The organism is Nisaea denitrificans DSM 18348, assembly GCF_000426505.1.
In the GTDB taxonomy this organism is placed as follows: domain Bacteria; phylum Pseudomonadota; class Alphaproteobacteria; order Thalassobaculales; family Thalassobaculaceae; genus Nisaea; species Nisaea denitrificans.
The window spans coordinates 1,852,734-1,864,341 of record NZ_AUFM01000011.1; the positions used below are offsets into that span (position 1 = coordinate 1,852,734).

The 11,608-nt window shown below is 61.2% G+C and carries 14 protein-coding genes and 1 other RNA gene; 10 read left to right on the top strand and 5 right to left on the bottom strand.

Annotation, left to right across the window (positions count from 1 at the left end; genetic code table 11):
* Positions 1-325: 325 nt before the first annotated feature.
* The 5 genes from K328_RS0109710 to K328_RS23305 all read left to right on the top strand — a co-directional run bounded on the left by K328_RS0109710 (position 326) and on the right by K328_RS23305 (position 3,973).
* Positions 326-691, top strand: coding sequence for a hypothetical protein (locus K328_RS0109710; protein ID WP_028465821.1), 366 nt, complete (start codon positions 326-328; stop codon positions 689-691).
* 81 nt (positions 692-772) lie between these two features.
* A complete protein-coding gene (locus K328_RS0109715; RefSeq protein ID WP_036553297.1) occupies positions 773-1,144 on the top strand; it encodes a CidA/LrgA family protein in 372 nt (123 codons plus the stop codon).
* Positions 1,144-1,863, top strand: a complete 720-nt coding sequence (locus K328_RS0109720) for an LrgB family protein (RefSeq protein WP_028465823.1) — start codon at positions 1,144-1,146, stop codon at positions 1,861-1,863. Before K328_RS0109715 ends, K328_RS0109720 begins: the two co-directional genes overlap by 1 nt.
* Positions 1,864-1,871: 8 nt before the next feature.
* Complete coding sequence (locus tag K328_RS0109725) at positions 1,872-2,846, top strand: DMT family transporter (protein WP_028465824.1); 975 nt, start codon at positions 1,872-1,874, stop codon at positions 2,844-2,846.
* 125 nt (positions 2,847-2,971) lie between these two features.
* A complete protein-coding gene (locus tag K328_RS23305) occupies positions 2,972-3,973 on the top strand; it encodes a DMT family transporter (RefSeq protein WP_051284697.1) in 1,002 nt (333 codons plus the stop codon).
* A gap of 70 nt (positions 3,974-4,043) precedes the next feature.
* Here the strand turns inward: K328_RS23305 and argC are convergent, their stop codons facing one another.
* Positions 4,044-5,021 carry an N-acetyl-gamma-glutamyl-phosphate reductase gene (gene argC / locus K328_RS0109740; RefSeq protein WP_028465825.1) on the bottom strand — a complete coding sequence of 326 codons (978 nt, stop codon included), beginning with the start codon at positions 5,019-5,021 and terminating at the stop codon, positions 4,044-4,046.
* 267 nt (positions 5,022-5,288) lie between these two features.
* Complete coding sequence (locus K328_RS0109745; protein WP_028465826.1) at positions 5,289-5,885, bottom strand: TetR/AcrR family transcriptional regulator; 597 nt, start codon at positions 5,883-5,885, stop codon at positions 5,289-5,291.
* A 188-nt stretch (positions 5,886-6,073) separates the two neighbouring features.
* Here K328_RS0109745 and K328_RS0109750 point away from each other — a divergent pair, with 188 nt between their 5' ends.
* From K328_RS0109750 to K328_RS0109765, 4 genes are all read left to right on the top strand, one after another.
* Positions 6,074-6,622, top strand: coding sequence for a carboxymuconolactone decarboxylase family protein (locus K328_RS0109750; protein ID WP_028465827.1), 549 nt, complete (start codon positions 6,074-6,076; stop codon positions 6,620-6,622).
* Between the two features lie 37 nt (positions 6,623-6,659).
* On the top strand, positions 6,660-7,124 hold the full coding sequence (locus K328_RS0109755) for a nuclear transport factor 2 family protein (protein WP_028465828.1): 465 nt from the start codon (positions 6,660-6,662) through the stop codon (positions 7,122-7,124).
* Between the two features lie 180 nt (positions 7,125-7,304).
* On the top strand, positions 7,305-8,159 hold the full coding sequence (locus K328_RS0109760; RefSeq protein ID WP_028465829.1) for a cysteine hydrolase family protein: 855 nt from the start codon (positions 7,305-7,307) through the stop codon (positions 8,157-8,159).
* Positions 8,160-8,243: 84 nt separating this feature from the next.
* Complete coding sequence (locus K328_RS0109765; protein WP_028465830.1) at positions 8,244-8,744, top strand: YHS domain-containing (seleno)protein; 501 nt, start codon at positions 8,244-8,246, stop codon at positions 8,742-8,744.
* 160 nt (positions 8,745-8,904) lie between these two features.
* On the opposite strand, the gene K328_RS0109770 is transcribed toward K328_RS0109765, so the two are convergent.
* Genes K328_RS0109770 through K328_RS0109780 form a run of 3 tightly spaced genes read right to left on the bottom strand, consistent with a single transcriptional unit; the run spans position 8,905 to position 10,855 of the window.
* Positions 8,905-9,834: a carbon-nitrogen hydrolase family protein gene (locus K328_RS0109770; protein WP_028465831.1), complete on the bottom strand. Its 930-nt coding sequence runs from the start codon at positions 9,832-9,834 to the stop codon at positions 8,905-8,907.
* Positions 9,834-10,430 carry a hypothetical protein gene (locus K328_RS0109775; protein WP_036553299.1) on the bottom strand — a complete coding sequence of 199 codons (597 nt, stop codon included), beginning with the start codon at positions 10,428-10,430 and terminating at the stop codon, positions 9,834-9,836. Before K328_RS0109775 ends, K328_RS0109770 begins: the two co-directional genes overlap by 1 nt.
* On the bottom strand, positions 10,427-10,855 hold the full coding sequence (locus K328_RS0109780) for a ketosteroid isomerase-related protein (RefSeq protein ID WP_036553300.1): 429 nt from the start codon (positions 10,853-10,855) through the stop codon (positions 10,427-10,429). Before K328_RS0109780 ends, K328_RS0109775 begins: the two co-directional genes overlap by 4 nt.
* A 194-nt stretch (positions 10,856-11,049) precedes the next feature.
* Between K328_RS0109780 and rnpB the strand changes: the two genes are divergently transcribed.
* Positions 11,050-11,440: RNase P RNA component class A (gene rnpB, locus K328_RS25780), an RNA gene on the top strand.
* Positions 11,441-11,608 lie beyond the last annotated feature (168 nt).

The following is an 11,608-nucleotide window of genomic DNA, read 5'->3' on the forward strand; positions in this document are numbered from 1 at the left end:
TGGGACTGAGCGCCAGACGTTGTGCCTTTTCCGCGCCCAACCTGTCGCTCAGAGACCATTTTTTACCGCCCTCGAAAAACTTACCCCGGAACGATGCAGCCCACTGAATTAGCAAGTTAAATTTCACCTTTTCCCATGCGCAAACTGCATGCGCCCTATGCATAAAACGCAATTGCTGCAGGACACGCTGTCACCCATACGGGGGGCGGCAATTACACGGGCCGATTGGCCGTTTGCGACACCCCGCAAACGGCCTTTGCTCTTCCCGGAGCAGCGCTTGCCCGTCGCCGGATGAGAAACCGACGATGTGGCAGGGAGACCGGCGATGGGCATTCGCTTGGTAGAGCGCGATTTACTTGATGTGGCGACGGAGTGCGGCCTTGAGGATTATCCTTATTGGGCCGGAAGCGAGCGCCGCATTACCGACGCGGATATCCAGCGCGCGCTGGCCGAAGAACGGCTGATCGCTCCCGACGACAATCGTGACCCGAACACCCCGATGAAAGCCGAAGATCATGCCGCGCGCGTCGCCTGGCTGGTCCGCCACGGCGACCGGAAGCGGATGAGCATTATTATCCGCAACGGACGGCTCTGCGACGGCAATCACCGTTTCGCCGCCTGCCTCTTCGCCGGCATCGAGCGTGTGCGCTGCGTCATGATGGAAACCGGCGAACTGGCAGCGGCAGCCTGACCCTGCCCTCTCCGAGAGTCTGTTGTTAACCACCGGAGAGCGGCGCTAGAGTCCGGAGTGTCCTTGCCTCCGGAGATTCCCATGATCGGTGCCATTACCCTGCTGCTCGGCTGTCAGCTGCTGGGAGAATTATTCATTGCCGCCACCGGCTGGCCCCTGCCCGGGCCGGTCGTCGGCATGGTCATCCTGTTCACTGGCCTGATGATCCACGGCAAGGTGCCCGCGCCGGTCGCCGCCGTGTCCGACACATTGCTCCGCAATCTGTCCCTACTGTTCATCCCAGCCGGCGTCGGCGTGATGCTGCATCTGAGCTTGATCGAGCGTGAATGGATCGGTGTTACCGCCGCACTGATCGGCAGTACCGCCATCACTGTCGTGCTTACCGCTCTGCTCATGGTCGGCCTGAAGAAATTCACCCGAGTGGGTCAAGGTAGCGTCGGGGGAGACAGCTGATGGAAGGCGGCTTCAGCGACATCTGGGTTTACCTGTCGGCAAGCCCGCTACTGCATCTGTTCCTCACCCTGCTCGCCTATCTCGGCGGGCAAAAGCTCTATGAGCGGCTCGGCATGCACCCGCTGGTAAACCCAGTACTCATCGCGGTCATCGTCCTGGTGGCTATCCTGATCGTGACCGAGACTCCCTACCTCGTCTATTTCGAGGGCGCGCAGTTCGTGCATTTCCTGCTCGGCCCGGCCACGGTCGCACTCGCCCTGCCGCTCTACCGGCAGGTCTCCCGCATTCGTAAAGCCCTGATCCCGATCCTGCTCAGCGTGGTTTTCGGCTCCCTGGTCGCGACCGGCAGCGCCGTCGCCATTGGCTGGGCCTTCGATATCTCCGAGGCGACCCTGATTTCCATCGCGCCAAAATCCGTGACCACACCGGTTGCCATGGGCATCAGTGAGAAGCTCGGCGGCTTGCCCTCGCTCACCGCTGTCTTCGTCATCCTGACCGGCATCCTCGGCGCCATGATCGGCCCGCTGATGCTCGACCTGTTCCGCTTCAAGGACTGGGCGGCACGCGGCTTCGCCATCGGCATTGCAGCGCATGGCATCGGCACCGCCCGAGCCATGCAGGTAAGCGAGGTCGCAGGCGCCTTCTCCGGCCTTGCGATGGGCCTGAACGCGCTCGCCACAGCAATCCTGCTGCCGCTGCTTTGGCAATTGTTTTTCTAGGCTGGTGAATGACCCATACGGCGCACCTTAACAAGCCAGCCGCTGGCATCGCCTTGGTCCTTGCAGCGATGATTTCGATGTCGATCAACGATGCCCTGGTCAAGAGCCTGTCCGGCGACTATCCGCTACATCAGGTGATCTTCACACGCGCTCTGATCGGCCTTGCTCTCTGTCTCGTCTTCGTCCTGTTCGAGGGCGGCTGGGCCATACTGAAAACCCGCCAGCCCGTCCTCCACTTCCTCCGGGGCCTGTTGATCGTCATTGCCAATTCCTGCTTCTTCGCGGCCATCGCCGTGGTGCCGCTCGGCGAGGCGACCGCAATCTTTTTCGCGGCCCCGCTCCTGATCACCCTGTTTTCGGTACCGGTGCTCGGCGAGCGGATCGGACCGGTCAGACTGGGCGCGGTTCTCATCGGTTTCGCCGGCGTTCTGATCATGCAACGCCCCTGGGCCGATGCGGGCAACCTCGGCGTCAGCCGGATTGTCCTCCTGTTGCCACTGGTTGCGGCCAGTGCCTATGCCCTGCAACAGGTCATGACCCGGCGCCTCGGCCTGACTTCAAAGGCGTCAGCGATGGCGGTATATATTCAGGCCGTTTTCGTCGTGGTTTCGATCGCTGTCGGCGCGATTGCCGGAGATGGCAAGTTCGCTGCCGGACTGGAAAATCCGAGCCTGCTGTTTCTGCTTCGGCCCTGGGTCTGGCCCGAAGCACCGGATATCTGGCGTTTCCTTGCCCTCGGAGGGAACATCGCCGTTGCCAGTTACTGCATTTCGGCAGCCTACCGGATGGCAGATGCCGGAACCCTGGCTCCCTTTGAATATACAGGCCTGATGATGGCCGTGTTCTGGGGCTGGGTGATCTGGGGCGAAGTCCCAGGCCCCGAAGTCGCGTTCGGGATTGTTCTGATTGTTGCCGGCGGCCTTGCCGTTTTCTTCCGGGAACGGCACCTGGCCGCACGCCTGACGCCGCAGCCGGATACCTGAAAAACGGCCACGCCCCAAACTGAACGCCCGATCTTTCGGAACTGTTCCCCTTGCGCCGCACCTCCCGGAAGGAGACGGCGCGTCGGGACAAGACACGATGTTTTTTAAGGCCTAGTGTCCGCCATATGACCGAGACATCCGCGACAGCCATCAACCGCCCGACCTTCGGAATTGCCCTCATTCTGGCCGGAATGCTTGCGATCTCCATCAATGACATGCTCATCAAGGAACTCTCTGGCGGCTATCCCCTGCATCAGATGGTGTTTACCCGTTCGGCGATCGGTATTGCCTTCAGTCTGGTGATCGTTCAGTTCGAAGGTGGCTGGAGCATTCTGAAAACCCGGAGGCCGGGACTGCACGCCTTGCGCGGCCTGCTTGTCGTCATCGCCAACATGTCCTTTTTCGCAGCCCTCGCAGTGCTGCCGCTGGCCGACGCGACCGCGCTTTTCTTCGCCGCCCCGCTGTTCATTACCCTGCTTTCCATCCCGATCCTCGGCGAGAAGGTCGGGCCGTTCCGTCTCGGCGCTGTCCTGGTCGGCTTCATTGGCGTGATGATCATGCAGCGTCCCTGGGCCAGTTCTGACGATCTCGGCGTCAGCCGTCTTGTGCTCGTGCTGCCCGTGATTGCGGCCATAACCTATGCCGGCATGCAGATCATGACCCGCAAGCTCGGCATGAGCAGCAAACCCTCCGCGCTCGCGGTCTATATTCAGCTGATGTTCCTGATCGTCGCAGGCCTGTTCTGGATCTTTGCCGGTGACGGCCGTTTCGCGGAAGGAAGCGACAACGAGAGCCTGATCTTCCTGCTCCGCGCCTGGGTCTGGCCGGAGGGCGTGGATTTCTGGCTTTTCATCGGGCTGGGCTTCAATTCGGCCGCCGTCGCCTACTGCCTCTCCGCCGCCTACCGCTCGGCTGACGCGGCAACCATTGCGCCGTTCGAATATACCGGCCTGCTGCTTGCCGTGTTCTGGAGTTGGGCCATCTGGGGATATCTGCCGGGTCTTGAAGTGATGATCGGCATCTTCCTGATCATGGCCTCCGGCCTGTTCGTCTTCCTGCGCGAGCGGCAGCGCAACCGCCCGATGGCGAGTGACCCGCCTGCCGGAACCGGGGCGACAAGGCGCTAGGTCGCGATCTGATAATCGCCCAGCCAGAGCCGGATTGCCGCGAGATTACGAAGCGACGGAAGCAGATATCTCACGGCCAAACGGGCGCGCCGTCCAGCCCTGCGACCTCCGGCAGGCCGCAGATCAGGTTCGCATTCTGCACCGCTTGACCTGCCGCTCCCTTGCCGAGATTGTCGACCACGCCCATCGCGATCACCAGATTACGCTCCGGATCGGCCGCATAGCTGACGAACGCAAGGTTCGAGCCGGTCGCCCATTTGGTCTGTGGCGGCTTGTCGGTCACGCGGACGAACGAACGCCCGTCATAAAAATTCCGGGCCGCATCCAGGCACGCGCTCGTGCTGGTACTACCGCGGCAGTACATGGTGACAAGGACGCCCCGGGTCATCGGCACCAGATGTGGCGTGAACACCAGCCCGGCAGCGCTGCCGCCACTCAGAAGCTCGATTGTCTTCTCCATCTCGGGCATGTGGACGTGCTTGAGCAGACCGTAGGGGATCAAATTCTCGTTGCTCTCGGAATAGCCGAACTTTCTGTCACCGCCGCCTCGGCCGGCACCGGAGATACCGGTCTTGGCGTCGATTATGATGTTGCCGGGCTCGATCAGCTTATTGGCCAGCAGCGGAGCCAGCGCGGTAAGCGTCGCTGCGGGGAAACAGCCGGGGTTGGCAACGCGGGTCTGCCCGTCGATCTGCTCTGGCCAGACGTCGGCCAGGCCGTACGCCCACCCCTCGACGTGACGGTGGTCACCGCCGATGTCGACGATCTTTACGTCCTTGGGAACGCGCGAGAGAGCATCAGCCGAGCTTCCAGTGGGCAACGACGCGAACAGCACGTCGAGCTTCGGCAGGGTTAAAGGGTCCCACTTCTCGATCACCAGCTCGGCCAGCTTGGTCGGCACACCCGGGAAGAGGTCCACCAACCGGCGACCGGCGCTGCTCTCGCCCGCAGCGTAGACCAGCTCGAAAGACGGGTGCCCCGCGACCAGGCGCAGCGCCTCACCGCCACCAAAACCGCTGATCCCGACAATGCCGACGCGAATGCTCATGGTGATGCCCTACTGTTGGAGAGATGCCAAACGGTTATAGCCGTGTTGCCGTTCGGAACAAGGAGGGAGGTGAAGAGATGCGTCGGGTGGTTGCGTTGTTTGGATTGTATTCCGTCAAATGACTGAAGCGCACGACTGCTTTCGCCGTAAACCCGTTTCATCTCAGAGGGCGGGCTCTCCGCGAAATATGTTGGGATTTGTGGGGCTCAGGTTAGAAGATACTGCGAGACTGCAGACTAAGTGACGGTCGGCAGGAAACGCGCGCACCTACTTCTCGGTTGACGGTTGGCCGCCAATAGCCGCAGCAACCAATCCTTCAGCTATCGTTTTTGCGGTACGGGCGGCCTCCGATATGCCACGGACATGAGCGGTGACGATCGCGCCTTCCTTTAGAAGGGCAAGTTGCTCGGCCAGCTCTGATGGATTTCGAGCGCCAGCATCAGCGCAAACCTTCGTCAGATAATCGACAATACGCCGCTTATGCTCACTCGATATGCGGTGGGCTGGGTGCTCCTGATCGCCGAATTCACTTGAGGCGTTGATGAAGACGCAGCCGGAGAAGCCAAGTCCCTTAAAGGCTCGCCCCCGGAACCAGATCTCGAGGGCGTCGAACATGGCGATCAGGCGCTCACGCGGATTGGATGAGACCTTCTCCATCTCACCCATCAGCCAATTGCGGAACTGCTCGTCTCGCCGATTCAGAACCGCCAGGATCAGTTCGTCCTTCGACTTGAAATGCTTGTAGAGCGTCATCTTGGCCACTCCGGATTCGGCCAAGACCTTATCGATCCCGGTGGCGTGGAAGCCCTGGGTATAGAACAGTCGCAGGGCAGTATCGATCAGGTCATCCCGGCGCGAAGTCACTATATTGGCTCCTTCCCAAAGCACAGCGCTTTATCAGACAGATCTGTCTAATTTGTGCGCCTATGATCACCTCTGCAAGAGGTTCTAAGAATCTTCTCAAAAAAATTCATCTTGATAATAGACAGACCTGTCTGTATATATTCAGTCATCGAAACGACGCGCACTTGCGTATGTCCAAGGAGCAAATGATGACCCGACTTCAGTTTCCCGCCTCGATCGACGACGCCCCCGCCGCTGCACAGCCCTTCCTGCAAGGAGTGGAAAAGATGCTTGGCAGCGTTCCGAACCTCTTCCGTTTGACCGCTAACAGCCCAGCCTCCCTCGAAGGCTTTCTGGGCCTCAACGGTGCCCTTGCGAAAGGAGCGCTCAAACCACAGACGCGGGAGCGGATCGCGCTTGCCGTCGCACAGATCAACGGCTGCGCCTATTGCCTCTCGGCCCATACCTATCTCGCCAGGAACCTCGCCCAGCTCGATGATGCGGAGATCGCCGCAAACCGCGCAGGGTCCTCCAGTGACCCAAAAGCCGATGCGGCAATTCGTTTCGCCGTGGCTCTGGTTAACCAGCGCGGTCATGTGAGCGACGACGACGTATCGGCTGTCCGAGCCGCTGGATACAGCGACGGCGAGCTCGTTGAAATCGTGGCGCATGTCGCCCTGAACACGCTGACCAACTACCTCAACGAAGCGTTCAGCACGCCGATCGACTTTCCGGCCGTCAACGCAAACGCCGCCTGACGGAACATCTTTTTCAGCCAGTCACAGGAGGCAATCAATGAGCCGCCCACCCTTTCCCCCATTCAACGAGGAGACGGCCGCATTAAAGGTGCGGAAGGCCGAAGATGCCTGGAACGGCCAATCTCCAGAGCAAGTGGCGCTTGCCTATACGCCAGATAGCCGATGGCGAAACCGGGCGGAGACCTTCGAGGGGCGTGACCGAATTGTAGAATTCCTGACTCGGAAATGGTCGCGCGAGTTCGACTACCGTCTCATCAAGGAATTGTGGGCGTTTCAAGACAACCGCATCGCGGTCCGCTTCGCCTACGAGTATCGCGACGACAGTGGTTTCTGGTTCCGGGCCTATGGCAATGAGAACTGGGAGTTCGCACCCGATGGACTGATGCGGCAACGGATCGCATCCATCAATGAGCTGCCGATCAGCGAGTCCCAGCGGCTGTTCAGGTGGCGGCAAGGGCCACGACCCCAAGACTACGCCGGGCTCTCGACACTGAGACTCTAGCCAAGACTTCAGATCCGGCCGCGTAGCAACGGCCTACCAGAAATATCGATCTCCCAATCCGCCGCGGACGAACCTCGCCCGCGAACGGGATGGGTTTGTCCGGCGACAACCGCCGGTTTCTTCAGCCGGCCGGTGCGGTGTGCTGCCTCCCTGGCCAGATCACAAACAAGGAGTTCAGATATGAACAGCAAGCACGATCACAACTGTGGTTGCGACATCACCCATGAACATGTCGATTTGGCACGTCGCCGTCTGTTGGCCGGCGCCGCAGGAGCTACTGTTGTCGGTGCCGTCGGTGCCAGCAGCACCGCATTGGCAGCCACCGAGCAGGCACGCGCCACCTACGCCGATCCGGAGAACCCGGGCCTACCCCAGATCGATATGACCATCGAACCAGGTCGAACCGCCCTTGTCGTGACGGACCCTCAGATCGATTTCCTCTCGGAAAAAGGCGTCACCTGGGGGGTCGTCGGCGAAAGCGTCACCGAACAGGGAACGGTCGATAACATCGAGCGCCTGTTCATCGCCGCGAAGTCGGCTGGCATACCGGTGTTCATCTCCCCTCACTACTACTACCCGCATGATCACAAGTGGCAATTCGAGGGCACGCTGGAAAAGACCATGCACTCGATCGGGATGTTTGACCGGCTCGGCCCGCTGAACCTGGAAAACTTCGAAGGATCCGGCGCCGACTGGATGCCCCAGTACAAGAAGTACATCGAAGATGGCGAGACAACCGTCTGCTCGCCGCACAAGGTTTATAGCCCGGCGCAGAACGACCTCAATCTTCAGCTTCGCAAGCGCCGGATCGACAAGGTGATCCTCGCCGGCATGTCGGCGAACCTCTGCACTCAAGCGCACCTCTATGACCTTCTCGAACTTGGCTACGAAGTCGCCGTCGTCCGCGATGCGACAGCGGGCGCAAAAGTCCCGGAAGGAGACGGCTACCTCGCCGCCATCATCAACTTCCGAATGGTGGCGAATGCTGTCTGGTGGACGGATGACGCCGTCAAGCGGATGACCAACGGCAGCTAAACCACGCCGGCGCCGATACTTCCCCGGCGCCGGCCCTTCCCCTGCACAAGCACGTCCAAAACGATCACAAGAAGGAACAGTAAGATGATTCGGAGACAAACGGTCCTGGCCTACGCCACAGCCGCAACAATCTTCTACGGCCTGGCACTCTACGCGTCAGCGGCGTATGCGGCTGACGAATACAATGTGTCGAACGGCCTGACGCTGACCGGCAATCCGCTCGGAGTCCATGGCTTCGATCCAACGTCGCTATTTGGTGGAGAGGCAGCGAGACTCGGTTCCGCCGACTTCACGGCCGCGCATGACGGCGTCGACTACTACTTCGCCTCGGCCAAGACACGAGATCGCTTCAAGAACGACCCGCAGGCCTTTCTGCCGCAGTACGGAGGCTTTTGCGCACTTGGCGTCTCGCTCGGCAAGAAGCTGGACGGAGACGTCCGCTATGCCGACATCGTCGATGGCAAGCTCTATCTCTTCGTCAACGAGGCGATTTTCCAGAAGTACCTCGAAAACAAAGAGGCGGTCCTGGCCGGAGCCAAGGAGACCTGGCCAAAGATCCGTACCGCTGCGGTAGACGCGCTCTAGGCCGCGAAGCCGGCAGCTCAAGTCGGAGCCACGGGGGTCCACCCAATCGAATGCAGACTGGTGGATCCCCAGCCGGCTGCTCCAACACGGACTGCGCCTGAAGCCTTTGCTGCCTAGATTACGGGATGAGCCACCGGACCGGTTCTAGGCCCTATTGGCTTCATTGACAGGGAGACAACAAATCCACTGTCCGGACCGGCGGGATTGGCCAGAGGTCGGCGCCCGGCTGTTCGTTCCAATGCTGATGGTTCAGCACCTGGCCTGCCCGTCGCGCCTCGGCGACCAGATCGAGGTTGATTTCAGTGAGCAGCAGCATGTCCTCGTCGAACCGGCCTTCGGCGACAATGCCTGTTTCCGGAAAGCCGATATCGGGCGGGCCGTAGACACCGGCGACGCCGCGATTGATATCGACGGACGGCGACCAGGGCGCCTTGCCGACGGTCGGACTGACGACAGCGTAACACTGGCTTTCCAGCGCCCGGGCCATGGCGCCGACACGGACCCGGCCATGCCCGCGCAAGGTGTCCGTGCAGCTCGGGATCAGGATCAGCTCGGCTCCGGCCTCCACCATGGTCCGGACCAGCAGCGGGAATTCGCAGTCGTAACAGATGGCAACGCCGATACAGCCGAGATCGGTTTCGAAAACGGACAGCCCGTCACCGCCACCGATCGCCCATTCTTCCCGCTCGAAGCGGGTCATGATGATCTTGTCCTGATGCCCATGCCGGCCGTTCGGCGCGAAGAGACGTGCCCGGTTCACCGGCAGCTCCCGGCCCGGCACCCGCACCGGCAGGGACGCAGCGAGGATATGCAGGCCGTGCTTCGCCGCGAGATCCAGATGCAGGGCATCGACTTTCGGGGCCAACTCGTCGAGCGCGCCAATCTGCCCCTGCAGATCCGCCTCGATCTCCTCGCCGAAGAGTGACGCCAGTTCCATCGCGCCATATTCCGGGAACATCAGCAGAGACGCTCCGCCACGCGCGGCTTCTTCCGCCTTCGCGGTGATGCGCCCGGCATAGTCATCGAAACTCTTTGGCCGGCCGATACCATATTGGGCGGAGGCGACCGTGAACTTGCGGGCCCTGCTCATCAGAGTTCCCGGACCCAGAACTGCATCAGTTTTTCGCTCTTCTCGTCCTCGTTCAGGTCTTTCCAGCTGAAGCCCGTCGTCAGGCCCTCGATGCGCCGGTAGCCGAGCCGCTCCCAGACCGCCTCCACCGGGCGGGCCGCGTGGTCCCGGAGCGGGTGATCGGCGGGCCGAACGACGCCGCAGAACGTCTCCCAGCGAAATCCGCCCAGACGCCTCGCATGCTCACGGCGGCGTTCCAGGAACTCCCGGTAGAGGCCACGGCCGCGATATTCAGGCAGCGTCACCGTTTCCGCGCCGTAGAAGACTTCGGCCGGATCGAAACCGTATTCACTGAAAGGGCCGATCAGCTCCTCATGCTCGGACAGCAGCGGCATCCCCGTGGAGACACCGATAACGGCAGCGCCGTCCTTCGCGGCGACGATGATCGCCCCCTCGGCTTCTGAAAGCTTGGCGATGTACCAGCGCTCGAATTCAAGCGTTCCGTCATAGAGGTAAGGCCATTCCCGAAACACGGCGATGCGCAGCGCCGCGACCTGCTCGACCGCTTCCGTGAAGCCCGGGCTTTCGGGGGTCAGAACGGAAAGCACTACACTCATGCCCCGGTCCCAGCCACCTGCGCGATCCAGTCCTCAAGATTATAGTAAGTGGTCACTCGCGAGATCTTGCCGTCACTGATATCGAGGAAAGTACCGCCGGGCAGCCTGTAGGTCTGGCCGTTTGCGGCCGGCAGCCCCTCGTCATCCGCCAGATAGGTGCCGCTGACCGTGAATTCGGCCGCCGCCCTGCTGCCGTCGTCCGAGGCCATAATGACAATGTCCGATAGCTGCTCCCGATAGCAGCGGGACATGTGGGCACAGAATTCCGCGAACAGAGCCTTGCCCTCCCGGCGCGGGCCCTGGTTGACGTCATGCGCGACATCGTCAGAGAGGCAGGCCAGCATTCCCGGCACGTCGCCGGCATTGAAGGCATCGTAGTAACGCAGTACCAGCGCTTTGGCGGCGGATTGACTGTTGGCGGACATGGCGGTGACCTCGGGCTTTCAATGGAGGATGTGCAGCGATCCGGCCCAAGGTATGCCGCCGTCCGCCTTCTGAATCAATGCCGCCCACTCTAGGAAAGCACGGCCCGGCACTATCCCCCGGGACCGACACTATTTTCGCAACGGTGACGCCGCCGCTTGACCGCCCCTCTCCCCGGCTCTATCTGTTGCGCCGATCAGGCGGTTGGATGGCCGCTGGCGGCGCAAGCCGCTGGAGGAAAGTCCGGGCTCCATGGAGACACGGTGCCGGGTAACGCCCGGCGGGGGCGACCCTAGGGAAAGTGCCACAGAAAGCAAACCGCCCGTCCGCTTCGGCCGACGGGTAAGGGTGAAAGGGTGCGGTAAGAGCGCACCGCGCGGACGGCAACGGACGCGGCATGGTAAACCCCACCGGGAGCAAGACCAAATAGGGATGGCCGGTCGCGCCGCGAGGTGGCGGCAGGTGAGTTTTCGCATCGTCATCCGGGTAGGTCGCGCGAGGCGGTCGGTAACGATCGTCCCAGAGGAATGGCCATACAAGCATCTTCGGATGCTGGACAGAACCCGGCTTATAGACCGCCTGATCGTTTATTCCCCCGGCTTCCAAACCGGCGCTTCACTTCATCCGGAGCCTGCATTGCGGGTTTTCGCACAATGCGCGCAAGTCTAAATCAATGAGAACAAATCACGAACATTAAGATTTTTCGGCGGTTTCAAGTCGCCTGATGCTCGCACATTAACCAAAAAGCCTCCGCG

Excerpts from the sequence above, each read along its gene's own strand:
- K328_RS0109755 (WP_028465828.1), top strand. The coding sequence starts at position 6,660 with ATGAGCCGCCCACCCTTTCCCCCATTCAACGAGGAGACGGCCGCATTA.
- K328_RS0109775 (WP_036553299.1), bottom strand. The coding sequence starts at position 10,430 with ATGAGTGTAGTGCTTTCCGTTCTGACCCCCGAAAGCCCGGGCTTCACG.
- K328_RS0109715 (WP_036553297.1), top strand. The coding sequence starts at position 773 with ATGATCGGTGCCATTACCCTGCTGCTCGGCTGTCAGCTGCTGGGAGAA.
- K328_RS0109710 (WP_028465821.1), top strand. The coding sequence starts at position 326 with ATGGGCATTCGCTTGGTAGAGCGCGATTTACTTGATGTGGCGACGGAG.
- argC (WP_028465825.1), bottom strand. The coding sequence starts at position 5,021 with ATGAGCATTCGCGTCGGCATTGTCGGGATCAGCGGTTTTGGTGGCGGT.
- K328_RS0109770 (WP_028465831.1), bottom strand. The coding sequence starts at position 9,834 with ATGAGCAGGGCCCGCAAGTTCACGGTCGCCTCCGCCCAATATGGTATC.
- K328_RS0109720 (WP_028465823.1), top strand. The coding sequence starts at position 1,144 with ATGGAAGGCGGCTTCAGCGACATCTGGGTTTACCTGTCGGCAAGCCCG.
- K328_RS0109725 (WP_028465824.1), top strand. The coding sequence starts at position 1,872 with ATGACCCATACGGCGCACCTTAACAAGCCAGCCGCTGGCATCGCCTTG.
- K328_RS0109760 (WP_028465829.1), top strand. The coding sequence starts at position 7,305 with ATGAACAGCAAGCACGATCACAACTGTGGTTGCGACATCACCCATGAA.
- K328_RS0109765 (WP_028465830.1), top strand. The coding sequence starts at position 8,244 with ATGATTCGGAGACAAACGGTCCTGGCCTACGCCACAGCCGCAACAATC.
- K328_RS0109780 (WP_036553300.1), bottom strand. The coding sequence starts at position 10,855 with ATGTCCGCCAACAGTCAATCCGCCGCCAAAGCGCTGGTACTGCGTTAC.
- K328_RS23305 (WP_051284697.1), top strand. The coding sequence starts at position 2,972 with ATGACCGAGACATCCGCGACAGCCATCAACCGCCCGACCTTCGGAATT.
- K328_RS0109750 (WP_028465827.1), top strand. The coding sequence starts at position 6,074 with ATGACCCGACTTCAGTTTCCCGCCTCGATCGACGACGCCCCCGCCGCT.